Raw genomic sequence first — 22,572 nt, forward strand, 5'->3', positions numbered from 1 at the left:
GCCGAAAGGTCTGGGCCGTGCTGCCGGCCATCCAGGTGATCTAGATATCCGTACTTAACTACGGCGTCGATGCCTATTCTGCGAGTGATTCGCATCTTACTCTTAACGGCACCGCATCGAGAAGCAAGCCCCGGCTCCGTTTGTTTCAATTTCGATCTATGTGGGCGCGGGGCCGATCGCTGGCGCATGGGAAATCGCGGCGATCCGTTGATGTCGATCAACGCGGCCTTAGCGGACAGGGGCCACCATCCCACCCAGTTGGAAGGACGGCAGGAGGGCGCGATGCGGCTCAAGGACATCCTCATTCATCTCGACGCCAGCGAGCAGGCGAAGACACGCCTGCAGCTTGCGGCCGATCTGGCGCGGCGGAACGAGGCGCATCTCACCGGCCTCTATGTGGTCGATATCGTGCTGCCGATCATGCTGGCGGCCGATACGGCCGGTGGCGGCGCCATGCTGGGCGAGTTGCTGGACACCATGCGGCGGGATGCCCTGGCCGAGGCCGCCAAGGCGGAGGCTGCCTTCCATGAAAAGCTGCGGCGCGAGGGCATCGCCGGCGAGTGGCGGCTGGTGGAAGGGGTCACCCCGGAGCAGGTGGCCCTGCATGCGCGCTATGCCGATCTCACCGTGATCGGCCAGGCGGATCCCTCCGGCAGCCTGGCATCCAGCAATGCGGCGGTCGAGGCGACGCTGTTCTCCTCCGGTCGGCCGGTGCTGGTGGTGCCCTATGCGGGGCGCTTCGAATCCCTCGGGAAGCGGGTGCTGGTCGGCTGGAATGCGGGCCGGGAGGCGGCGCGCGCGGTGCAGGATGCCTTGCCGCTGCTCACGGCGGTGGAGTCCGTCACGGTGCTCACCGTCAATCCGCAGATCGGCCTGGACGGCCATGGCGAGGAGCCGGGCGCCGATATCGCCCTCCATCTCGCCCGGCACGGGGTCCGGGTGACGGTCGAGCATATGACGGCGCCGGAGATCAGCGCCGGCGACGTGATCCTCAATCGCGCCTTCGAGCTGTCGGCGGATTTGCTCGTCATCGGGGCCTATGGGCATTCCCGGCTGCGGGAGATGGTCCTGGGCGGCGTGACCCGCAGCCTGCTGCAGCAGATGACGGTCCCGGTGCTGATGTCCCACTGACCGGCGGGCCCCGCCGCAGGGCGGGGCCTCCCGGCGATCCGGTCAGACCAGCCGCTCGGTGGAGACCTCGTGCAGCGCGCGGCCGGTCTCCTCGAAGGCGGTGATGTTGGCGATCGTCGTCTCCGCGATCGCGCTCAGCGCCTCCTCGGTGAAGAAGGCCTGGTGCGCGGTGACGAGGACATTCGGGAAGGTCAGCAGCCGGGCGAAGACATCGTCGTTGATCACCCGGCCGGAGAGATCCTCGAAGAACAGATCCGCCTCCTCCTCATAGACATCGAGCCCGAGCAGGCCGATCTGGCCGGATTTGAGCCCGTCGATCACCGCCCGCGTGTCGACGATGGCGCCGCGGCTGGTATTGACCAGCATCACGCCTCGGCGCATCCGGCCGATGGTCTCGGCATTGATCAGATGGTGCGTCTCCGGCGTCAGCGGGCAGTGCAGCGAGACGATGTCGGCATTGGCCAGCAATTCCGGCAGCGGCGCATAGGCCACGCCGGCCGCGACCAGATCGGCATCGGGCCGCAGGTCATAGGCCAGCACCCGGCAGCCGAAGCCGAGGGCGATGCGCGCCAACGCCGCGCCGATCCGCCCGGTGCCGACGACCCCGACCGTCCGCCCCTTCATGTCGAAGCCGAGCAAGCCGTCGAGCGCGAAATTGCCCTCCCTCACCCGGTTATAGGCCCGGTGGATGCGCCGGTTCAGCGCGAGGATCATGGCGATGGTGTGCTCGGCCACTGCTTCCGGCGAATAGGCCGGCACGCGCGCCACGGTGATGCCGAGCCGGCGTGCCGCGACGAGATCCACATTGTTGAAGCCCGCCGAGCGCAGGGCGATCAGCCGCAGGCCCGCGCCGGACAGCGCCTCCAGCGTGGCGGCATCCGCCGCATCGTTGACGAAGGCGCAGACGGCATCGGCGCCGCGCGCCAGCACCGTCGTCGCCGGCGAGAGCCGCGGTTCCAGATAGTCGAGCCGATGGCGCCCGCCAGCGGCGGCATTGGCGGCATCGAGAAAGCGCCGGTCATAAGGTTTGGTGCTGAAGACGGCCACCTGCATCGGCTTCCCTCCTACCCGGCCCGGTACAGCGCCGCCCCCAGCAGCCCGGCATGGGCCCGCATCACCTGGTCGATCGGCAGCGCCTCCAAATAGCCCGCGAAGCGCCCCTTATTGGTAAAGCCTCGGATCAGCGCATCTCGATCGAGCAGGGGCCCCAGGTTGCGGCACAGCCCGCCGGTAACGTGCACGCCGCCATCCGCCAGCAACGTCAACGCCAGATCCCCCGCGGTGGCGCCCAGGATGGCGGAGAACATCCGCACCGCCTCCAGGCCCAGCGCGCATCCCGCCGCGGCCCTCTCGCTCACCTCGGGCGGGGAGGCGAAGCGTTCCGCCCGCCCCTCCAGCTCCGCCAGGCCATTCGCCAGCCGCAGCAGCCCGGGCCCGGAGAGCACCCGCTCGGTCGAGACATGGCCGAACTCCCGCCGGAGCCCGGCCAGGATCGCCGCCTGCCGCTCATCCTGCGGCGAGAAGGAGCTGTGCCCCGCCTCGCTCGGCAGGACCTGCGCCGCGTCCCTCTCGTTCATCAGGAAGGCGATGCCCAGCCCGGTGCCGGGCCCGATCACCACGCGCGGCCGCCCGGGCCGAGCGGTGCCCGGTTTCAGCGTGTGGTGATCGGCCGGTTGCAGCCCGTGGATGGCCCAGGCCTGGGCGACGAAATCATTGATCACGGCCAGATTCCGCAGGCCCAGCCGCTCCCGCGCCTCGGCGATGGTGAAGCGCCAGGGGCTGTTGGTGAAAGCGACCAGATCACCCAGCACGGGCGTCGCCACGGCAAGGACAGCCTCATCCACCCGTCGCCCGGCCAGGTAATCCTGCGCCGCCTCGATCAGCCCGGGATAGGCGCCCACGGGCAGCTTCCGCTCCTCCTGCGGCAGGCCGCCCGGCTCGCAGAGCGCGAAGCGGGCATTGGTGCCGCCGATATCGCCGACGAGCCGCATGTTCAGCCACCCTCTCCCATCGCGCTGCCCAACGGAACATCGCTGATCCGCTGCCGCAGCGCCGCCACCTCCGCCCGCTGCGGATGCGCCGTGCCGGCATTCGAGACGGCCGCCGCCCCCGCCGATACACCCCAGGCGAAGGCATCCGGGACGGCAGCGCCGCGAGCCAGGGCCAGCGTCATCGCGCCCAGGAAGCTGTCCCCTGCCCCGACCGCGCCGCGCACGGGGACGTCCAGCGCGGGCAGGCGCAGCGTGCCCTCGGCCGTCGCCAGCAAGGCGCCCTCATGCCCCAGGGTCACCGCCAGGTGACGCACCCGGCCGGAGCGCACCCACTCCATGGCCGCGGCCTCCAGCAGCACCGGGTCGCGCAGCTCGCGCCCCACCAGCGTCTCGAACTCGCCGCGGCTCGGCTTGGCCAATTCGACTCCGCCCCCCTCCAACGCGACCCGGAGGGCCGTGCCGGAGGTGTCGAGCACGAAGCGCATCCCCCGGCGCGCCGCGATCGCGGCCGCCCGGGCGTAGAAATCCTCCGGCACCCCGGCCGGCAGGCTGCCGCTGGCGACGAGCCAGCCGGCCTTCAGCTCCTCCAGGGCCGCCAGCGCCGCACCCCATTCCGCCTCGCGGACCTGCGGACCCTCGGGCACGAAGCGGTATTCCTGCCGGCTGCCGAGATCGAGCACGGTCTGGCTGATCCGCGTATGTCCCGCGATCGGAATGCTCTGCCGGGGCACCCCGGCCTCGTCCAGCAATTGCTCGAGGAACCGCCCGGTCACGCCGCCGGCGAGGATCACCGCCAGCGTCTCCCCGCCCAATTCACGGATGACGCGGGAGACGTTCACCCCGCCCCCGCCCGGATCCTGCCGCTCGTTGAAGGTCCGCACCTTGCGCACGGGCTGCACCGCCTTGGCCTCGCTCGCCAGGTCGATCGTCGGGTTCAGCGTCAGCGTGGCGATCAGCGGGGGCATGGCGGCGCACTCCAGGGCCATGGGCCGGCGGGAAGCAGGTGGCCGGACCTTATCGCACCGGGACGCGCCGCATGGCGATGGGCAGGTCTCGCCGCACCGGCATGTGCCGCGGCGAGGCCTGCATCCAGCGGAATGCTAGCGGCGGACTGGCTCCTGCGATCCCTTCAGACTCAGGATATAGGCGACCAGGCTGTCCTGCTCCTCGCGGCTCAGATGATAGTCCGGCATCAAGTTATGGGGAGTTTGCAGGAAGGCGTGGAGCGAGAGCGCGGTGGTGGAGGGCATGCGCGCGATGCTGCGGAAGGAGGGCGCCGCATCGGCTGCGCGGCCCTGAGTCCCGGCGCCGGTCAGGTGGCAGTTGTTGCACCAGATCGCGGCCAGGCGCCGCCCCTCCTCCAGCTTGTCAGGATCGTCCTGCGCCCATCCGGGCTGCAGCGCCGCCAGCATGAGGCCGAGCGAGAGGAACAGCGTCCGAAGCATGCCTGGTCCTTCCTATTCGCATTGCGTGAACCTTGCGCCAGCCCCGCCTGGCCGCCCTTGATCCAGGTCAAAGGCGGGCTTCGGCGTGACCCGCCGGACTCGCACCACTGGGAACGCGGCAAGCCTTGTCCTGATGTCACCGATCGAGGCAAATCTCCCTGACCTGCTGAGGCAACTTTGAAAGGCCTCTCGAAAGCTTCGGCTGACAGGCCGGGTGTCGGGAGGAGCTGACATCATGGGATTGATCAGCTTGCGCGGCCGCGATCCTCGCCTGGATGGCCTCCCGGTGCGATGCCGTTCCTGAAGCGGCTATCGCCCGTGGTGCCGGATGGTGCGGGCTCGGATCGCAACGCTCCTCCATCGCAGGCCTGGACCTTCGCCGCCCTCCTGACGGCGGCCATCATGGTGCCGGCCAGCATCCTGGCCTTCGGCGCCTGGATGGCCTGGGGGCAGGTCTGGGATCAGGCCCGCGCCGAGCTGACCGCCACAGCCGGCGCGGCCGCGGAATATGCGGCCCGGGTGCTGGATGGCCACGCCCTGCTGGCCGACCGTGTGGACGAGCTGCTGCGCGGCCTGTCCGACGACCAGATCCGGGAACGGGAGCCGGACCTGCACCAGGCCTTGCAGCAGCTCGCCGCCTCGCGTCCCATCATCCATGCCCTCGACGCGCTCGATGCGCAGGGAAGGCTGCTGGTGGCCAGCAACCTGTTCCCGGTTCCTGCGGATACGCGCTTCGACGACCGCGATGTCGTCCGCCAATTGCGGGATTCGGCGGCGCCGGCGGCCCTGGTCAGCAGACTCTACCGCGACCGTGCGGCGGGGGAGCTCTTCTTCGCCCTGGCCGAGCGCCGCGGCGCGGCGGCGCTGGGCAGGACGCCCCTGCCCGCGGATGGCGCGGGCTTCCAGGGGGTGGCGCTCGTCTCGCTTCGGCCCCGGGACCTGTCGCAGGGATTGCAGCGCCTGGCCGATACGACCGACCAGACCATCGCGCTGATCCGCACCGATGGGGAGTTGCTTGCCCGCAGCTCGGGCTTCGAGGACCTGCCTCCGCCCATCCCGCCGGACGGCCCGCTTCGGCGCATCATGGCCAGCCCGGCCGGATATGGCCTTGCCGAGGCCCGCACCGGCCTTGATGACCGCGAAGGGCTCATCGCCGTCCAGCGGGTGGCCGGATGGCCGATCGCCGCGGCGGTCACGCAGACGAGGGACGCCATCATCGCCCGCTGGCGGCGGGTGCTGCTCTGGGAGGCCAGCTTCGGCATTCCGGCGGTGCTCGCCCTGCTGGGGCTGGTCGTGCTGACGCTGCGCCGCACGCGGCAGGTTGCGGAAGCGCGCATGGCGCTCCGCCTGCAGGGGGAGCGCCGCGCGGCCGCCGAAGCGATGCGCGAAACGCTCGGCACGCTGGACCTCGGCGCCTTCATGGCGCGAAACCTGGACGGCACGATCCGGTACTGGTCGGCGGGATGCGAACGGCTCTTCGGCTGGACCGCGGAGGAGGCGGTCGGACACGTGTCGCATCGGCTGCTGCGCACGGTCTATCCGGTGCCCCTCCCGGAGATCGAGACCGCCCTCGAGACGGGCGGCGAATGGACGGGCGAGATCCGGCAGCGCATCCGCTCCGGCGAGGAGGTCGTCGTCGCCAGCCGGAAGGCCCTGCGCCGCGACGCCGACGGCCAGCCTATCAGCATCGTCGAGTCCATGGTGGATGTCACGCCGCTCTGGCGCATCCGGGCCGAGCTGCTGGACCGCTCGACCCGGCTGCAGCTCCTGTCCGAGGCGGCAGGCAATCTCCTGACCGCCGCGAACCCCAATGCCGTGCTGGTCGGCCTGTTCCGCTCCCTCTCGGAGAGGCTCGGAATCGATATCTCCTTCAACTACCGCATGGAGGGGGCTGCCGGTGACGAACTTCGGCTGGTGGATATGTTCGGCGTTCCGGACGGCATCAGGCCCGAGCTGGAATGGCTCCGGCTGGGCGAGGCGGTCTGCGGCGCGGCCGCACAGGCGCGCCAGCCCATTCATCGGACGGAGGTTCAGACTTCAGACGACCCGGCGCTGGATGTCCTTCGCAGGCTGGGCGTCCGGGCCTATGTGGCCTTTCCGCTCGTGGTCGGGGAACGGCTGATCGGCACCCTGTCCTTCGGCACGCGCCAGCGCGACGGCTTCTCGGAGGAGGATCTCGCCCTGCTCGGCACGATCGCCCAGTATGTGGCCGTGCTGCGGGAACGCCTCCGCGCCGAGGGTGCCTTGCGCGAGGCGGAGCAGCAGCTTCGCTCCATCCTCGAGACCGTCCCGGATGCCATGGTCGTCATCGACGAGCGGGGGATCATGATCTCCTTCAGCACCGCGGCGGAGCGCCTCTTCGGCTGGTCCGCGGCGGAGGCGATTGGCCGCAATGTCTCCATGCTCATGCCGCGCCCCGACCGCGACCGGCATGACGGCTACATCGCGCATTACCTGGCAACCGGCGAGCGCCGCATCATCGGCATCGGGCGCGTGGTTACCGGCATGCGGCGCGATGGTTCGACCTTCCCCATGGAGCTCACCGTCGGCGAGGTCCGCTCCGCGGGCCGGCCCCTCTTCACCGGCTTCGTCCGCAACCTGACCGAGCAGCAGGAATCGGAGCGCCGCCTGCAGGAGCTGCAATCGGAGCTGCTGCATGTCTCGCGCGTCAGCGCCGCAGGAGAGATGGCCTCCGCCCTGGCGCATGAGCTGAACCAGCCGCTGACGGCCATCGCCAGCTCCACCGGCGCGGCCCTCAGGATGCTGCGGACCGCGACACGGGCGGCCAATGGCGGGCCGGCCCTGCCGGAGCGGGCCATCGAAGCCATGGAGCGGGCCGTCACGCAATCGCTGCGGGCCGGCCAGATCGTGCGGCGGCTGCGCGAATTCGTCGCCAAGGGCGAGGCGGACCGACAGCTCGAAAGGCTGCCGGGGCTGATCGACGAGGCGAGCGCCCTCGCCCTGGTCGGCGCGCGCCAGCGGGGCGTCCGCGTCACCTTCGACCTCGCCCCGGATCTGCCGCCCGTGCTGGTGGACCGGATCCAGATCCAGCAGGTCCTGCTCAACCTCATGCGCAATGCCATCGAGGCCATGACCGAGGAGGGAGAGCCGCAGGAGCGGCGCGAACTCGCCGTCACGGCTGCCGCCCGTGGGACCGATGAGGTAGGCCTGGCCGTCGCCGATACGGGACCGGGCCTCGCCCCGCAGGTCGCGGCCCGCCTGTTCGAGCCCTTCGTCTCGACCAAGCCGAACGGCATGGGGGTCGGGCTCTCGATCTGCCGCTCGATCATCGAGGCGCATGGCGGGCGCCTCTGGGCCGAGCCGAATCCGGGAGGCGGCACGGTGTTCCGCCTCACCCTGCCGGCGGCGCCGCCGGACCAGGCGATGGTGTGAGGAGCGCCTTCCATGGCAACAGGGCCCGAAGCGACCCGCGCGGTGCATGTGATCGACGACGACGAGGCCGTGTGCTGGTCCGTCGCCACCTTGCTGACCTCCTTCGGGCTGGCGGTGGAAACGCATGATTCGGCCGTTGCATTCCTCGCCGCCCTGCCCGGCCTGGCGGAGGAGCCGGGATGCGTGCTCACGGATGTCCGGATGCCGGAGATGGACGGGCTGGAATTGCTGCGCCGGCTGCGGGAGCAGGGCTTCCAGCGCCCCATCCTGGTCATGACGGCGCATGGCGACGTCTCCATGGCGGTGCGTGCCATGAAGGACGGGGCCTATGACTTCATCGAGAAGCCCTTCGAGGAAGAGGCGCTGTTCGGCATCGTCCGGGCCGCGCTGGCCCTGCCGGACCCCGATGAGGCGAAGGCAGCGGGTGCCGCATCGCAGGAGGCCAGCACAAGGCCCGAGGTCGCGCAGGCCGCCGCCGTGATCGCCACGCTGTCGCCGCGCGAGCGCGAGGTTCTCGACCTCGCCATGGAGGGCAAGCCGAGCAAGGTGATCGCCCATGAACTCGGGATCAGCCCGCGCACGGTGGAGGTCCATCGCCTGCGGCTGCTGGCCCGCCTCGGCGTCGGGAGCCTGGCCGAGGCGGTGCGCCTCAGCGTGTTGGCGGATATGGCGGAGCCTCAGCACAAGCCATAGGCCAAGTGGGCGGATGCCCTTGGCGTATCGGAGGCTCAGGGCACTCCTTGCGCGGCATCCGGCAATTGCAGCGCTGTTCTGACTTCCTGCAGGAGGGCATCCATGTGGAAGGGATCGGCGAAGACGGTATCGGCGGGCGTCTGGCCGGATTGGCGGGCCGCCGCCGGTCTGACCGCCGCATGCAGGATGATGGTCTTCAGGTTCAGATCCGCCTCGGACAATTGCCCCGCCAGCTGGAGGCCACTGACCTTTCCCGGCAGGCGCTCCTCCACCAGGACGCAGCGGCGGGTGGTCGGCGCCCTGCGGAATGCAGGCAATTGGGCGAGAAGTTCACCAGCCGAGGCGAAGGAGCGGGTCCCGATCGCCTCCGCCTCCAGCAGCAGGACCAGGGAGCGGCGCACGGCGGCATCCGGGCTGACGATGAAGGCCAGGACAGGATGGCCTGGCATGGCATCCGCCGTCCCGTCCATGGCCCCGGATGGGCAGCCAGCGGAGAATACCTCGTCCGGGCACACGGCCTGAAGCGTCCTTTCCAACCTGCGTGACCGGGCCGCCTGTTCCCGCCCGAATGCTCGGCACGGAGGCACATGGCACCGGTCGCTCCCGGTCCCGACCATCCTGCGACTATGACGCCCGCCATGTTGCGCGGCCATTGCGGAGTTCTACGTAGCCCTGCCCGTGGTCTTGCCTGCGCCGGCGCATGGGGCCCGGCGATCGCCGGCTTACGTAGAATTCCGTATAGGATATTTCCCGAATATTCGGCGCCCTGGATGGCGGGCTAACCAGCATCCACCAACTCAGCAGGTGGAAGACCCCGATGCAGGTCGCCAGCACCCTCCGCAGCGCCACGCCTCTCCCGGCTTTTCCGTTCCCCATGCTCGGCCTGCGGGGTGCCGGCACGGGCCGTGCGCCGCAACCGCTTTCGGGACGCGTCATGCGGTTCCAGCGCGGGAGCGAGATCTATGCCGAGGGCAAGGCCGCCGACCAGCTCTACAAGGTCGTCTCGGGCACCGTCCGCACCTGCCGCCTGCTGCCGGATGGCCGGCGCCTCGTCGCCCAATTCGCCCTGGCCGGTGAGCTCTTCGGCCTCGACGGCGTCAGCCACCACCGCTTCTTCGCCGAGGCCGTCACCGATGTGGTGCTGATCGCCTTCCCGCGCGGGGAGATCAACGACTGGGTGGATCGCGACTCCACCGTCGCGCAGTCCTGGCAGGCCTATACGCTCGAGAAGCTGGCGGCGGCGCAGGACCGCTTCATCCTGCTCGGGCGCCGGACCGCCAGCGAACGCGTCGCCGCCTTCCTGCTCGACCTCGTCAAGCGCGGCCAGGGCCCCGACGACATCGTCGAACTGCCGATGTCGCGCTACGACATCGCCGACTATCTCGGCCTGACCGCGGAGACGATCAGCCGCACGCTCACCGCCCTCCGCAAGAACCGCATCATCGCCGACCAGGGCTGCCACAAGCTGCGCATCCTCGACCGCGATGCCCTTGAGGAGCAGGCCGACGAGGATATCCTCTAGCCTCGCCTCGGCGGCCGCTTGATCCGGATCAGCGTCGCCTCCATCCGACTGCGCCACTCTCTGGCAGGAGATGCCGGGATCCAGTCGGGAGGAAGGAGGGATGTGGAGCTACAAGATGCTCCTGGTGCAGGCCGGATGGGATGCTTCATCCGATGCCCGCCTTTTCCTCGCGGCCGACCTGGCCGACCGCTTCGAGGCGACGCTGATCGGCCTCGTCGCCGACCCGCTGGCATCGGCCAACGACCTGCGATCAGCCGAGAGGCGTTTTCACGCGATCACCAGCAGGGCCGCGAGGCACCGCGAGTGGCGGGCCTTCGTGGCACCTCTCGTCACGGCGCTCGCGCGCGAGGCAGGGTCCGCTGATCTCCTCATCCTCGGCCCTGTCCTGGACGGGCAGTCCGGGGCATCAGAGAGCCTTGCCGGACAGGTTGGATGCCCGATCCTCCTGGTGCCGGACCGGGCGCGTGTGCTGGATGCCTCGCATATCCTCGTCGCCTGGAGCGATACCCCGCAGGCCCGGCGCGCCGTCACCGCGGCCCTGCCGCTCCTGCGACTGGCCGAGCGGGTGCGGATCCTGCCCCTCCGCAATGCCTCGCCAGGGGATAGCGGCACGGGCGGAGAGCTGTCCGATGCGGTTGCCGACCTGTCGCGTCAAGGCGTGCGCGCTGAAGCGACCTGGCATGAGCCGGTGGAAGGCTGCGCATCCAACCAGGTCACCCTCGCCGCGCAGGAATTGGGCGCCGACCTGATCGTCTCCGGCGCCGGCGAGAGGCTCTGTCCCTTCGGGATCGATGGCAGCGGGGCCGGCCAGCCGCATCCATGCTGGCTGATCAGCGGCTGAGCCCGGGCCCTCGGCGGCCTGGCGCCTGCACCGGACCTGCCCGGCGGCAATGCCAGGGGCTACAGCCCCGGCATCACCACGCCGGAAGTGACGCTCATCTCGTCGATCACCCTTTTCACGCCCTCGATGCGCTGGGCCAGCATGCACATGCCGCGCCGGATCTCCTCCGAACGGACGATCCCATGGAGCCGCACGACGCCATCCGTCACATCCGCGAAGACGAAGGCGCCATTGGACCAGGGCTGCCGCCCGCGCTCATCCTCGATCGCGCGCAGGATCTGCTCATCCTCCGTCCCGGCCTCGGCCTTGATCGATGGCGGCGGGTCCAGCACCGCATGCAGCAGATCCGTCCGGGATACGAGGCCGACCAGCTTGCCCTGCCGCAGGACGGGAACCCGCTTGATCCCCTTCTCCTCCAGCAGATGCGCGATATGGGCGGCGCTCGTCTCCTCCTCCACGGTGATGACCCCCGTGGTCATGATGTCGCCTGCCGTGCGGCCATGCGTGCGGGCATAGCGCGCGGCCTGCCGGTTCTGGCTCGACAGGATCTGCGCCAGCAACCCCTTCTTCGGATCCTCCGCACTCGCCAGCCGCCGCAGCAGGTCGGCCTCGGTCACGATCCCCAGCACCTGGCCGGTCTCGCTCACGACCGGCACGGCGGAGATGCCGCGCTGGGTCAGCATCTGCGCCAGGATATTCACCGGCATGCCGGGGGGCACGGTGAGCACGCCCCGCGTCATCAGGTCCTTGGCAAGCAGGGGTCGGGTCTGCATGGCATCCTCCCTGGGATTGGCTTTCCCCGACTGCAGGATGCTGGCAGGCGGCAGGGACACCATGATCCAGATCAAGCCGGCCGCCGGTGCGGATTGACCCAGGTCAAGGCTGCTTCGTCGCGCGGCTGGTAGGGATGCGGAGGCTCGCTCGAACCACCCCTTGTGGCGGGCGCAGGGCAGGAGGCATCCATGGCAATGATGAAGGCCGCGGTCGCGCGGGAATTCGGCGCACCTCTCGTGATCGAGGACATGCCGATCCCCGAGCCGGGTCCGGACCAGATCCTGGTGCGGATCGCCGCCACCGGCGTCTGCCATACGGATCTGCATGCCGTCAGCGGGGACTGGCCGGTCAAGCCACGCCTTCCCTTCATCCCGGGCCATGAGGGCGTCGGCCATGTCGCAGGCCTCGGCCGGAATGTTCGTCGGTTGCGGGAAGGGGATCGGGTGGGCATCCCCTGGCTGCATTCGGCCTGTGGCTATTGTGCCCAATGCCGGACCGGCTGGGAGACGCTCTGCCCGGATCAGAAGAATTCCGGCTATTCGGTCAATGGCAGCTTTGCCGAATACGCCCTGGCGGATCCGAATTATGTCGGGCTCCTGCCAGCGGCCTTGCCCATGGCGCCGGCCGCGCCGGTGCTCTGCGCCGGTGTGACGGTCTACAAGGCCATCAAGGAAACCGAGGCTCGGCCCGGCGAGTGGGTGCTCATCTCCGGCATCGGCGGGCTCGGCCATATGGCCGTCCAATATGCCAAGGCGATGGGCCTGCATGTGGCCGCCATCGATATCCATGCGGAGAAGCTGGCGCTGGCGCGGGAACTGGGCGCCGATCTCGTCATCGATGCCCGCCAGGAGGACGCACTCGCCGATTTCGAGAAGCAGGGCGGGGCGCATGGCGCGGTCGTCACCGCCGTGTCTCCGGCCGCGATCGAGCAGGCATTCCGGCTGCTCCGCGCACGCGGGACGATGTCGCTGGTGGGCCTGCCGCCCGGGCGCCTCTGCCTGCCGATCTTCGATACCGTGCTGAAGCGCATCACGGTGCGTGGGTCGATCGTCGGCACGCGGCAGGATCTCGAGGAATCGCTGGGTTTCGCGGCCGAGGGGAAGGTGGCGGCACGCTTCACCTACCGCCGGCTGGACGAGGTCAACGACGTCTTCCGCGAGATGCGGGAGGCGCGGATCGAAGGCCGCGTGGTCCTCCGCATCGGGGATGCGTGACGCAGCGCCTCGATAGACCGACAGGCCGCCCCTGACCCAGATCAGGGCTCGGGCCTGTCCCCCGCTCGATTGTGTGTCGTCTCGTCCAGGACAAGCAACCATGCAGGACCGCACCGGCGCCGAGATCGTGCGCCACCAGAATCCACTCACCATGCCGCCCGATGCGACCGTGGCGCAGGCCTGTGCCGCGATGCATCAGCGGCGCGTCGGGGCCGTCCTGGTGGTGACGGATGGCAACCGTCTGGCGGGGATCTTCACCGGGCGGGACGCGATCCATTGCCTGGCCGAAGGGCTGGACGGCAAGTCCACGCGCCTCGCGCAGGTGATGACCCCCGATCCGGTGACCCTCTCGCCGGACCAGCAGGCCATGGATGCGCTGCGCATCCTGGACGATGCCGGATTCAGGCATCTTCCGGTATGCCGGGACGGCTGCGTCACCGGCATCGTCTCCCGGTATGACTTCCGCGCCATGGAGCATGCGCAGCTGAACGAGGAGAACAGGTTCTTCGAGATCCTCCGCTGAGGGTCTCGTTGCGAGGAGCCGAGCATGAACCAGCCCGATGCCTCCCTCACCCCACCCGAGCGCCATATCCGCGACGGCGAGGAGTCCATTGCCCGCCTGATTGCCATCGCCGAGGCCATGGAGAGGGACAACCATCCCTATGCGGCCGATCGGGCTCGTCGGGTGCTGGCGACCCTGCAATCGAGCCTCGACCTGGCGCGCGAATATCTGCGCCTGGAACGGGAGGAGCGCGGGCTGGAACCCTGAGCCCGCTGCCCGGGACTGGCGCCATGACCTAGGGCATCGATCAGAACCGACCTTTGCTTGGTGTCCTTCCGCGGCTTTGCCGCGGAAGGCTCCGCGAGGCCTTGGGAGTTGAGCGTTGATCCGGGGCGCCCGCAAGGCCGCGAAGCGGTTTTGTGGGGAGTTCTTAAGCCGTCAGGGGCATTGGGCCGGCGCGGCATAGCGGCGCCAGATCGCGTTGCGGATCAGGCGCCGGCTCTCCGCCGCACCCAAGCCGTGATCCGCCTCCACCCGCAGGGCTTCCCGGGCGAGGCCGTCATCCCGGATGACATCGCGGAACCAGGCGGAGAAATCGCCCGCCCGCAGGTGCCGCTCCCAGCTCCGGTCGTCGATCATGCAGCCCTGGTCCAGGAACTCATAGAGATTGCGCGCCCGGATGAAACGGTCGTGCCGCAGATCGTGGAGATAGAAGCTGCGCTGCTCGCCGACATCGCCGATGGCATATTTCCCGGCATGGCGGCGATGGTCCTGATCCGGGCGTTCCAGCCGCAGCGGCACCGGCGGCTCGGCCGAGCCGGGGCGCCAGCACAGCGCCTCACCCGCTGCGGTCTCGGGACAATCCGGGGCGGCATGGCCGATCAGCCGGGCGACGTCGCGGATCAGCTCCGCCGGGTTGGCGCCCAGCGCCAGGATCACCCGCACCGCGGCGAGGGCCTCTCGGCTCAAGGCAGCCGGCGCCAGGGTGATCAGGACGGTGGCGGCCAGGTCCTGGTCGAGCAAGGCGGGCGCCGCGTGGCCCGCCGCGGGCAGCAGCTCATGCGCCTCGTCGATCAGCAGCCAGTGCGGCCGGCCGGTGCGGGCCCGCAGATGCGCCGTCTGATGCAGCAGATCGGTGAACAGGGCCTGGCGCGCGGGGACCATCATCGCCTGGGTATTGACGACGACATTCACCCCCGCCTGCGAGATCAGGCGCAGCGCCTCCGTGGCGCTGGGCGGCGTTTCCAGGCTGCCGATGCGGACCGCGTCGCTGAGCTTCACATAATCGCCCTCCGGGTCCACCACGCAGAATTCCAGCCCGCATTGCGTGATCCGCTCCGTCAGCGCGGTGGCGAGGGTGGATTTGCCCGCGCCGGAAGGCCCCAGCACCAGCGCACAGCCATCGCCGGGGCGGAGATACAGCTTCCCGCCCTCGCGGTCGCGCCCGAGCCAGGGGCCGTGCTTATGGGCCGGCGCCAGCATCGCATCCTTCCCGATCAGGAGATCGACCAGCTCCTCGACACCGGCCCCGTGATCGCCCGCCATGCGGAGATCCGCGTCGCAGCGCACCATCGGCAGCGCATTCGCCACCGCCACGGAACAACCGCAGGCGCGCAGGAAGGCGTGGTCGTTCTCCGCATCGCCGACGCCGACGACATTGGGCATGGCGATCCCAAGCTCCGCCAGTGCGGCCTGCAACCCGGTCGCCTTGTTCACGCCGGAGGGCAGGACCATCACCGCGCCCTTGTTGAAGGAGATCTGCAGTTCCAGCCCGAGATCGTGGATCGCTTCCAGCACCGCTGTCTGGTGCGGCTCCCAGGTCGCCAGGATGCAGCGGCCGACCGAGAGCGGCGCCACCTGTCCGTCGTGCAGGCGCTGCACGAAGGCGGGGGGTGGCGGTGGCGCCAGCAGCCGCTCCGTCTCCTTAGCCGGATCATGGATGACGGCGCCATTCTCCGCGATGATTCGGTCGAACAGCGCCGGCTCCGGCAGCAGCGCCAGGATCGCCGGCAGTTCGCGGCCGGTGACCAGCAGCAGCCGGCGGTCGGCCCCCTTCAGGCGCCGCAGCGCGGCCCAGGTCTCGGCCCGGACCACGCCGTCGCGGGCGATCGTGCCGTCGTAATCCGTCGCCAGCGCAAGGAAATACATCGCGCATTCTCCATCGGCGCCATCGCTCGTGCGGCGACTCCAGACTGGCCCATGGGCCGCCACGCGCCCTGACCTGAATCAGGGCGCCGCTCCTCGCCATCGGGCGATCGGACTACCGTGCGGAACAGTCGGCCCCGGCGGCGATGACGGTCATTCACCGCGGTGATGGGCGGGCAAAGCCGGGGCATCCCATATGCAGCGGCAACCAAGCCCCGGCGGATCATCCCCGGGCCGCCCATCCGGACCCTCTCCCGTCATGAAGAAGATCGGCTTCCTGTCCTTCGGCCATTGGGCGCCCTCGCCCCATTCCGAGACCCGCTCCGCCGGCGATGCGCTGCTGCAATCCATCGACCTCGCCGTCGCGGCGGAGGAGCTGGGGGCGGATGGCGCCTATATCCGCGTGCATCACTTCGCCCGCCAGCTCGCCTCGCCCTTCCCGCTGCTGGCGGCGATGGGCGCTAAGACCAGCCGCATCGAGCTCGGCACCGCCGTCATCGACATGCGCTACGAGAACCCGCTCTATATGGCGGAGGATGCCGGCGCGGCCGACCTCATCAGCGGCGGCCGGCTCCAGCTCGGCCTCAGCCGTGGCTCGCCCGAGCAGGTGATCGATGGGTGGCGGCATTTCGGCTACGCCCCCGCCGAGGGCGAGACGGATGCCGATATGGGCCGCCGCCATGCCGAGGTCTTCCTCGACGTCCTGCGGGGCGAGGGTTTCGCCCGGCCCAACCCGCGGCCGATGTTCCCCAACCCGCCCGGGCTGCTGCGGCTGGAGCCGCATGCCGAGGGGCTGCGCGAGCGCATCTGGTGGGGCTCCGGCTCCAACGCCACCGCGGTCTGGGCGGCGCGGCAGGGGATGAACCTGCAAAGCTCCACCCTGAAGGATGACGAGACCGGCGAGTCCTTCCACATCCAGCAGGCGAAGCAGATCCGCGCCTATCGCGCGGCCTGGGCCGAGGCCGGGCATGCCCGCACCCCGCGCGTCTCGGTCAGCCGCAGCATCTTCCCGCTGCTGGATGACCGCGACCGCGCCTATTTCGGCCGCGGCGGCAAGGAGGAGGACCAGATCGGCTTCATCGACGAGCGCACCCGCGCGATCTTCGGCCGCAGCTATGCCGCCGAGCCGGAGGCGCTGATCGGGCAGCTCCGCGCCGATGAGGGCATCGCCGAGGCGGATACCCTGCTGCTGACCATCCCCAACCAGCTTGGCGTCGGCTATTGCGCCCATGTCATTGACGGCATCCTGAAGCACGTCGCCCCCGCCCTTGGTTGGCGGTAACCGCAGGAGATCCCATGGCCGCCCCGAACTTCCTCGTCCTCTACGGCTCCTACCGATCGGACCGGACCGGCATCCGCTTGGCGCGCTTCCTGGTCGATGGCTTCGCGGCACGCGGCGCCTCGGTCGAGCTGATCGATGCGCGGGAGGTCGGGCTGCCGATGCTCGACCGGATGTACAAGGAATATCCGGCGGGGACGGCGCCGGCGGCGCTGGAGACCCTCGCCGGCAAGATTCGCGCGGCGGATGGCTTCGTCTTCGTCACCGGCGAGTACAACTGGGGCGTCCAGCCCGGCCTCAAGAACCTGACCGACCATTTCCTCGAGGAATGGTTCTGGCGGCCGGCGGCGATCGCCAGCTATTCGGCCGGGCGGCTGGGCGGGGCGCGGGCCAACCTGGTCTGGCACGGCACCCTCTCCGAGATGGGGATGGTCGTCATCTCGAGCACGCTCATGGCCGGGCCGATCACCGCCTCGCTCGACGAGGCAGGGAAGCCGACCGGCGATGGCGGCGCGGCCCTGGACCGCGCCTTCCCGCGCTTCGCGGCCGATCTGGAATGGTGGGCGGAAGCGGCCCAGCAGCAGCGCGACCGGCAGAAGCCGCCCTACTGACCCGCTGCGTTGACGCTGCCCGGCCCGGTCCGCAAGCTTGCCCCCAATCATCCGGGAGGGGGCCCAGCATGAAGATCACCGCCATCCGCACCCATGTGCTGGAAGCATCGCTGGCGCAGCCCTTCGCCTATTCGCGTGCCTGGTATGCCTCCCGCATGGCGATGCTGGTGGAGATCGAGACCTCCGCCGGCCTGACCGGCTGGGGCGAGTGCTACGGGCCCGCCTGGATGACGGAAGCCGTGGTCCGCAGCCTCGCGCCCTCGCTGATCGGCCTCGACCCCCTCAGCAGCGAGCATATCTGGCAGGACGCCTATGCCCGGCTGCGCGACCACGGGCAGAAGGGCCTCGTGGTCGAAGGGCTGAGCGGCATCGACATCGCGCTCTGGGACATCAAGGGCAAGCATTTCGGCGTGCCCTGCCACCGGCTGATGGGTGGGCCGCTGCGCACCGAGGTGCGCGCCTATGCGACCGGGCTCTATCGGCGGGAAGGCGGCAACCCGCCCGACTATTTGGCCGAGGAAGCCGCCGGCTATGCCGCCGAGGGCTTCCATGCCGTGAAGCTGAAGGTCGGTTTCGGGATCGCCGAGGATGTCGCCGCCGCGCGGGCGGTGCGCGCGGCGATCGGCCCGGAGATCGGCCTGATGGTGGATGCCAACCATGCCTATGACGCAATGGCCGCCATCCGGCTGGGCCGGCTGATCGAGCCGCTCGATATCGGCTGGTTCGAGGAGCCGGTGCCGCCGGAGGATCTGGCCGGGTATCGCGCGGTGAAGGCGGCGCTGACGATCCCCATCGCCGGGGGCGAATGCGAATACACCCGCCTCGGCTTCCGCGAGGTCCTGACCCGCGGCGCGATGGACATCATCCAGCCCGACACCTGCGCCGCCGGCGGCCTGTCGGAGTGCAAGAAGATCGCCGACATGGCTGCCGCCTTCGGCGTGCGCTACAATCCGCATGTCTGGGGCACCGGCATCGGCCTGGCCGCGTCGCTACAACTGATGGCGGTGCTGCCGCCGCATACGCCCCCGTCCCTCGCCCCGGCCGAACCGGTCTTCGAATTCGACCGGACCGAGCACCCGATCCGTCAGGCCATCCTCCGCGAGCCGATCGAGCATCGGCGCGGCATGATCCGCATCCCGGACGGACCCGGCCTCGGCATTGAGATCGACTGCAGCGCGCTGGACCGGTTCCGGGCCGGCTGACGCCCTGGGCTCAGATCTCCTTGGGTTTAGCGGTGGGTGGGGCGGAGACCGCCTCCAGCCCCTGCTCGGTCAGGCAGGTCCAGGCGGTCTCGGCATCCTCGGCGAAGCGGAACAGCCCCAGATCGGCGGGCGCGATCATCCCGGCCTCGACCAGGGCATCGAAATTGATGACCGAGCGCCAATAGGTTCCGTCCACCAGCACGATCGGCACCTCCGGCGCCTTCCTGGTCTGGCGCAGGGTCAGCAATTCGAACATCTCGTCCAGGGTCCCGAAGCCGCCCGGGAAGACCACCAGCGCATTGGCCCGCATCGCCAAGTGCATCTTGCGCATGGCGAAGTAGTGGAACAGGAAGGTCAGTTCCGGCGTCGAGTAGGCATTCGGCTCCTGCTCATGCGGCAGCATGACGTTGAAGCCGATCGACGGCGCCCCTGTGTCATGGGCCCCGCGATTGGCGGCCTCCATGATCCCGGGCCCGCCGCCGGTGGCGATGACATTGTTCCGCACCCCCTCCCCGTCCCGGAAGGCCCCGCCCCGTTCCGAGGCAATGCGGCCGAAGGCCCGCGCCTGCTCATACCAGAAGGCATGCCGGCCAGCGCCGCCCTCGCCCACGCGGGCGCTGCCGAAGACCACGATCGTGGACCGCACATGCCAGGCGCGGAGCACCTCATCCGCCTTGGCGAATTCCAGCAGGAAGCGGACGCCCCGCATCGAGGCGCCCAGCAGGAAGTCGTGATCGAGCGCCGGCAGGCGGTAGGATGGCGAGGCGAGCTGCCTCGCATTCGGCTTGGTGCCGGGGGCGGTGTCGGGCATGCGATGTCCTTGCAAGGGCTGGCGCCCAGCCCAAGCCTCTGGAGGGCGGTCAGGCGCCGCCGCGCTTGTTGCGCCCCTTGCCGCGATTACCCGGCGAGGGACCATGCGGCGAGCCGGTGGCTGCGAGGCCGGGGCCCGCATCATCCGGCGGCACCGGGGCTGGCCCTAGGCGCGGCGGACTCTCCTCCATGCTCGCGCCAGTGCCCGGGCGGAGGACGGACGCATCGCCGGCGCTACCACCGGCCGCGCCCGAGCCCTCGCGGAGGGTCGTTCCAACCCCACCCGACAGGCTGGCGGCGCCCTCGCCCCCGACCTGCCCGCCGAGGATGCCGGAGACCGGCATCTGCGGCGGCGCGGGTGCATCATCGTTCACGCCAGGGGATGAGGCCGCTTCGCCAGTGCCATCCCCGTCTGCCGCGACCTCGCGGCAGGCCTCTGCCCAATGGGCCTCATGGCGGCCCTCGGGCCGCCCCTCGCGCTCCCAGATCTCATGGGCGCGGCGGCGAATGCGTTCCTCGTCCGGCATGGATCGCTCCTGACTCAATAGCTTGGATACAACGCTGGGCGGCCGGCTCGGTCGCCTGCTGGATGCCACAGGGACGCCATCAGACGACCGCCGGTTCGATGGTGTTCACCATCCACCGCGCGATGGCCGTCATCGCCGCATCGGCATGCGGCTGGCCGATAAGCTGGATGCCCATGGGCATCCCGCCGATGGCCGTCATGGGCGAGGTGACCACGGGCGCGCCGAGCGCGGAGCTCGGCGTGTTGTAGACCGCATCGCCTGTCGGACGCTTGGCCAGGGGCTGGCCCGGCACATCCGGCGTCCAGAGTGGTGCCACGCCTGGCGATGCCGGTGCGATGATCGCATCCACCAGTGGCGCAAGCGCCGCATGCCGCGCGCGGATCTCCTCGCGCTGGAGGATGGCGGCGCGGTAATCCTCGGGTGTCCACTTCTCCGCCGCGGCGACGACGTTCTGGCTGCGCTGGCTGACGCTGCCGGGCGCGCTGGTCGCGATCAGGTTGCGGATGCCCCAATGGTTCTCCCAGCCCGTGATGGCGCTGGTGAGCGCCTGGACACCCTGCAGCGAACGCTCGAAGGCCTCGACCAGGGCATTGTCGCCGCGCCGCAGCACGGTGACGCCGGTGGCGCGGATGCGCTCGATCACCGTCTCGAAGGCGGCCTTGCTCGCCTCATCCATCAGGGCCCAACCCTCGGCCTCCATCACCGCGAGCGTCATCGGCTTGCGCGGCCCGGGCGGGGTGGCGGGGCCGAACAGGCCCATCCGTCCGGGATCGCCGCCGGCGCGCCTGGCGATCTCGATCGCCACCTGCCACATATCCTCGATGCAGCCGGCATGGGGGCCATGCGTGCTCATGCTGGTCGCCTGGCGCTCGCCGCGGTTGATGCCGCCCTGGGTCGGCTTCAGTGCGAAATTCCCGCAATAGCTGGCGGGCCGGATGATCGATCCGCCGACCTGGGTGCCGATCGCCGCCGGCACCATGCGTGCCGCGATCGCCGCCGCCGAGCCGGAGGAGGAGCCGCCCGGCGTCCGCGTCGCATCGAAGGGGTTGGTGGTCGGGCCGGGATGCACACCGCCAAGCTCCGTCGTTACCGTCTTGCCGAGCACCACCGCACCCGCCTCGCGCAGCGCCCAGACGGCGGCATTGTCGCGCTTCGGGAAATTGCCCTCATAGGCCTTGCAGCCCATCTGGGTCGGCATGTCCCGCGTCTCCAGCAGGTCCTTGATGCCGAGCGGCATGCCATCGATGGGGGAAAGCGGCCGGCCGGCCTTCCACCGCGCCGTGCTGGCATCGGCCGCCTCGCGGGCGCCGGCCTCGTTCGTCACGACCCAGGCCTGCACCACCGGCTCGCTCAGGGCGATGGTCTCCAGGCAGCGCTCCAGATAGGCGCGCGGCGAATCCGTGCCGCTGGCGAAGGCTGGCGTGGCGTCGTGCCAGGTCAGCGCACGGAAATCCTTCGGCGAATAGTTCGGCATATCGAGCATCCTCCCACTGGCGTCGTGACGAATGGCGCACCGGCCTCGGCGGGCCCTCTTGCGTGTCCTGCCCTGGTGACGGAGCATCCCCGCGAAACCTCGAATGGGGAAGCGGCCATGGCGGAAAATCTTGACGCGGAGCTGGACGAGATCGACGCGGCCGCACAGCGGCACCTCGTCCGGCATGAATCCATCACCGACCCGAAATGGCCAGGCGGCGCGCGGATCGCGGTGAATTTCACCGCCGATTTCGACGCCATGCTGCTGCGCCGGCTGATGAATGAGCCACCCATGCAGCTCGCCAAGGGCGAGTTCGGCGGACGGGTCGGCATCTGGCGGCTGATCGAGCTGTTCGACAGCCACAGCGTCCAGGCCACGATCTTCACCCCGGGCCGCATCTGCGAGCTCTACCCGCGGGCCGTCGCCGCCGCGGCGAAGAGCGGCCATGAGGTCACCGACCATATGTGGGAGCACCGCGTCCCCAAGGAGCCGGAGCTGGAGCGCGACCACCTCACCCGCTCCACCGAAGCGCTGGAGATGCTGACCGGGAAGCGCGGTGTCGGCACGCGCAGCGGCCATAGCCACGGCCTGCTGCGGGAGCTCGGCTATATCTACCGCTCCAACGGATCGGCCAGCCACCGGCCGCATTATCTGCGCGACCCCGACGGCAGGAATGTCTTGATCAACCTGCCGTTCCACTACTCCATCGATGATGCGATGTTCTACTCCTTCGCCTGGATGGGCACGCCCACCGCCGCGCAGCGCATCAGCGACCCCGAGCGCGTGATGGAGCTGTGGTGGGAGGCGTTCCTGCAGCAGCATGCCCAGGGCCGCGGCTACCTCAATATCTGCCTGCATCCCTTCGTTTCGGGCCGGGCGCAGCGCATCCTGATGCTCGACCGGCTGATCCGGCGGATGAAGGAGAAGGGCGGGGTCTGGTTCCCCAGCTGCGAGGCGGTCGCGCGGCACTGCATCGCGGTGCAGCCCCCCATCGGCGGTTGGAACTGAGGAGGACGCC

The 22,572-nt window shown here is 69.8% G+C and carries 22 protein-coding genes; 12 read left to right on the forward strand and 10 right to left on the reverse strand.

Annotation, left to right across the window (positions count from 1 at the left end):
• The first annotated feature begins 282 nt into the window (after positions 1 to 282).
• Positions 283 to 1,131, forward strand: coding sequence for a universal stress protein (locus JMJ55_RS18685; RefSeq protein WP_202827108.1), 849 nt, complete (start codon positions 283 to 285; stop codon positions 1,129 to 1,131).
• A gap of 42 nt (positions 1,132 to 1,173) precedes the next feature.
• Here the strand turns inward: JMJ55_RS18685 and JMJ55_RS18690 are convergent, their stop codons facing one another.
• From JMJ55_RS18690 to JMJ55_RS18705, 4 genes are all read right to left on the reverse strand, one after another.
• Positions 1,174 to 2,184, reverse strand: coding sequence for a 2-hydroxyacid dehydrogenase (locus JMJ55_RS18690; RefSeq protein ID WP_202827109.1), 1,011 nt, complete (start codon positions 2,182 to 2,184; stop codon positions 1,174 to 1,176).
• A gap of 11 nt (positions 2,185 to 2,195) precedes the next feature.
• Entirely contained in the window at positions 2,196 to 3,122 is a 927-nt protein-coding gene (glk, locus tag JMJ55_RS18695; protein WP_236033829.1) for a glucokinase, read from the reverse strand.
• A gap of 2 nt (positions 3,123 to 3,124) precedes the next feature.
• Complete coding sequence (locus JMJ55_RS18700; protein WP_202827110.1) at positions 3,125 to 4,087, reverse strand: 1-phosphofructokinase family hexose kinase; 963 nt, start codon at positions 4,085 to 4,087, stop codon at positions 3,125 to 3,127.
• A gap of 135 nt (positions 4,088 to 4,222) precedes the next feature.
• Positions 4,223 to 4,567, reverse strand: a complete 345-nt coding sequence (locus tag JMJ55_RS18705) for a c-type cytochrome (RefSeq protein WP_202827111.1) — start codon at positions 4,565 to 4,567, stop codon at positions 4,223 to 4,225.
• A gap of 291 nt (positions 4,568 to 4,858) precedes the next feature.
• On the opposite strand from JMJ55_RS18705, the gene JMJ55_RS18710 reads away from it, so the two are divergent.
• Positions 4,859 to 7,960 (forward strand): PAS domain S-box protein, encoded by a 3,102-nt coding sequence (locus JMJ55_RS18710; protein WP_202827112.1) that lies wholly within the window; start codon positions 4,859 to 4,861, stop codon positions 7,958 to 7,960.
• Positions 7,961 to 7,972: 12 nt separating this feature from the next.
• Complete coding sequence (locus JMJ55_RS18715) at positions 7,973 to 8,653, forward strand: response regulator transcription factor (RefSeq protein WP_202827113.1); 681 nt, start codon at positions 7,973 to 7,975, stop codon at positions 8,651 to 8,653.
• 35 nt (positions 8,654 to 8,688) lie between these two features.
• Here JMJ55_RS18715 and JMJ55_RS18720 read toward each other — a convergent pair whose 3' ends face one another.
• Positions 8,689 to 9,102: a response regulator transcription factor gene (locus tag JMJ55_RS18720; protein ID WP_202827114.1), complete on the reverse strand. Its 414-nt coding sequence runs from the start codon at positions 9,100 to 9,102 to the stop codon at positions 8,689 to 8,691.
• Between the two features lie 485 nt (positions 9,103 to 9,587).
• On the opposite strand from JMJ55_RS18720, the gene JMJ55_RS18725 reads away from it, so the two are divergent.
• Together JMJ55_RS18725 and JMJ55_RS18730 are read left to right on the forward strand one after the other, a co-directional pair.
• Positions 9,588 to 10,175: a helix-turn-helix domain-containing protein gene (locus tag JMJ55_RS18725; protein ID WP_202827115.1), complete on the forward strand. Its 588-nt coding sequence runs from the start codon at positions 9,588 to 9,590 to the stop codon at positions 10,173 to 10,175.
• A gap of 100 nt (positions 10,176 to 10,275) precedes the next feature.
• On the forward strand, positions 10,276 to 11,016 hold the full coding sequence (locus JMJ55_RS18730; protein WP_202827116.1) for a universal stress protein: 741 nt from the start codon (positions 10,276 to 10,278) through the stop codon (positions 11,014 to 11,016).
• Between the two features lie 59 nt (positions 11,017 to 11,075).
• Here the strand turns inward: JMJ55_RS18730 and JMJ55_RS18735 are convergent, their stop codons facing one another.
• Positions 11,076 to 11,789: a CBS domain-containing protein gene (locus tag JMJ55_RS18735; RefSeq protein ID WP_202827117.1), complete on the reverse strand. Its 714-nt coding sequence runs from the start codon at positions 11,787 to 11,789 to the stop codon at positions 11,076 to 11,078.
• Between the two features lie 189 nt (positions 11,790 to 11,978).
• Between JMJ55_RS18735 and JMJ55_RS18740 the strand changes: the two genes are divergently transcribed.
• From JMJ55_RS18740 to JMJ55_RS18750, 3 genes are all read left to right on the forward strand, one after another.
• Positions 11,979 to 13,004 carry a zinc-dependent alcohol dehydrogenase gene (locus tag JMJ55_RS18740; protein ID WP_202827118.1) on the forward strand — a complete coding sequence of 342 codons (1,026 nt, stop codon included), beginning with the start codon at positions 11,979 to 11,981 and terminating at the stop codon, positions 13,002 to 13,004.
• A gap of 100 nt (positions 13,005 to 13,104) precedes the next feature.
• On the forward strand, positions 13,105 to 13,527 hold the full coding sequence (locus tag JMJ55_RS18745) for a CBS domain-containing protein (protein WP_202827119.1): 423 nt from the start codon (positions 13,105 to 13,107) through the stop codon (positions 13,525 to 13,527).
• 24 nt (positions 13,528 to 13,551) lie between these two features.
• Complete coding sequence (locus JMJ55_RS18750; RefSeq protein WP_202827120.1) at positions 13,552 to 13,773, forward strand: hypothetical protein; 222 nt, start codon at positions 13,552 to 13,554, stop codon at positions 13,771 to 13,773.
• 171 nt (positions 13,774 to 13,944) lie between these two features.
• On the opposite strand, the gene JMJ55_RS18755 is transcribed toward JMJ55_RS18750, so the two are convergent.
• Complete coding sequence (locus JMJ55_RS18755; protein ID WP_202827121.1) at positions 13,945 to 15,654, reverse strand: HAD-IIB family hydrolase; 1,710 nt, start codon at positions 15,652 to 15,654, stop codon at positions 13,945 to 13,947.
• 256 nt (positions 15,655 to 15,910) lie between these two features.
• Between JMJ55_RS18755 and JMJ55_RS18760 the strand changes: the two genes are divergently transcribed.
• The 3 genes from JMJ55_RS18760 (at position 15,911) to JMJ55_RS18770 (ending at position 18,743) form a co-directional block, all read left to right on the forward strand.
• Entirely contained in the window at positions 15,911 to 16,933 is a 1,023-nt protein-coding gene (locus JMJ55_RS18760; protein ID WP_202827122.1) for an LLM class flavin-dependent oxidoreductase, read from the forward strand.
• 14 nt (positions 16,934 to 16,947) lie between these two features.
• A complete protein-coding gene (locus JMJ55_RS18765) occupies positions 16,948 to 17,541 on the forward strand; it encodes an NADPH-dependent FMN reductase (protein ID WP_202827123.1) in 594 nt (197 codons plus the stop codon).
• Positions 17,542 to 17,609: 68 nt separating this feature from the next.
• Complete coding sequence (locus JMJ55_RS18770; protein WP_202827124.1) at positions 17,610 to 18,743, forward strand: mandelate racemase/muconate lactonizing enzyme family protein; 1,134 nt, start codon at positions 17,610 to 17,612, stop codon at positions 18,741 to 18,743.
• A 10-nt stretch (positions 18,744 to 18,753) separates the two neighbouring features.
• Here the strand turns inward: JMJ55_RS18770 and JMJ55_RS18775 are convergent, their stop codons facing one another.
• The 3 genes from JMJ55_RS18775 to JMJ55_RS18785 form a co-directional block, all read right to left on the reverse strand.
• Positions 18,754 to 19,554: an LOG family protein gene (locus JMJ55_RS18775; protein ID WP_202827125.1), complete on the reverse strand. Its 801-nt coding sequence runs from the start codon at positions 19,552 to 19,554 to the stop codon at positions 18,754 to 18,756.
• A 49-nt stretch (positions 19,555 to 19,603) separates the two neighbouring features.
• On the reverse strand, positions 19,604 to 20,080 hold the full coding sequence (locus tag JMJ55_RS18780; RefSeq protein ID WP_202827126.1) for a DUF2934 domain-containing protein: 477 nt from the start codon (positions 20,078 to 20,080) through the stop codon (positions 19,604 to 19,606).
• Between the two features lie 79 nt (positions 20,081 to 20,159).
• Positions 20,160 to 21,554 carry an amidase gene (locus JMJ55_RS18785; RefSeq protein WP_202827127.1) on the reverse strand — a complete coding sequence of 465 codons (1,395 nt, stop codon included), beginning with the start codon at positions 21,552 to 21,554 and terminating at the stop codon, positions 20,160 to 20,162.
• A 117-nt stretch (positions 21,555 to 21,671) separates the two neighbouring features.
• On the opposite strand from JMJ55_RS18785, the gene JMJ55_RS18790 reads away from it, so the two are divergent.
• Entirely contained in the window at positions 21,672 to 22,562 is an 891-nt protein-coding gene (locus JMJ55_RS18790) for a polysaccharide deacetylase family protein (RefSeq protein WP_202827128.1), read from the forward strand.
• Positions 22,563 to 22,572: the final 10 nt, after the last annotated feature.

It is taken from the genome of Belnapia mucosa (genome assembly GCF_016775475.1).
Classification (GTDB): domain Bacteria; phylum Pseudomonadota; class Alphaproteobacteria; order Acetobacterales; family Acetobacteraceae; genus Belnapia; species Belnapia mucosa.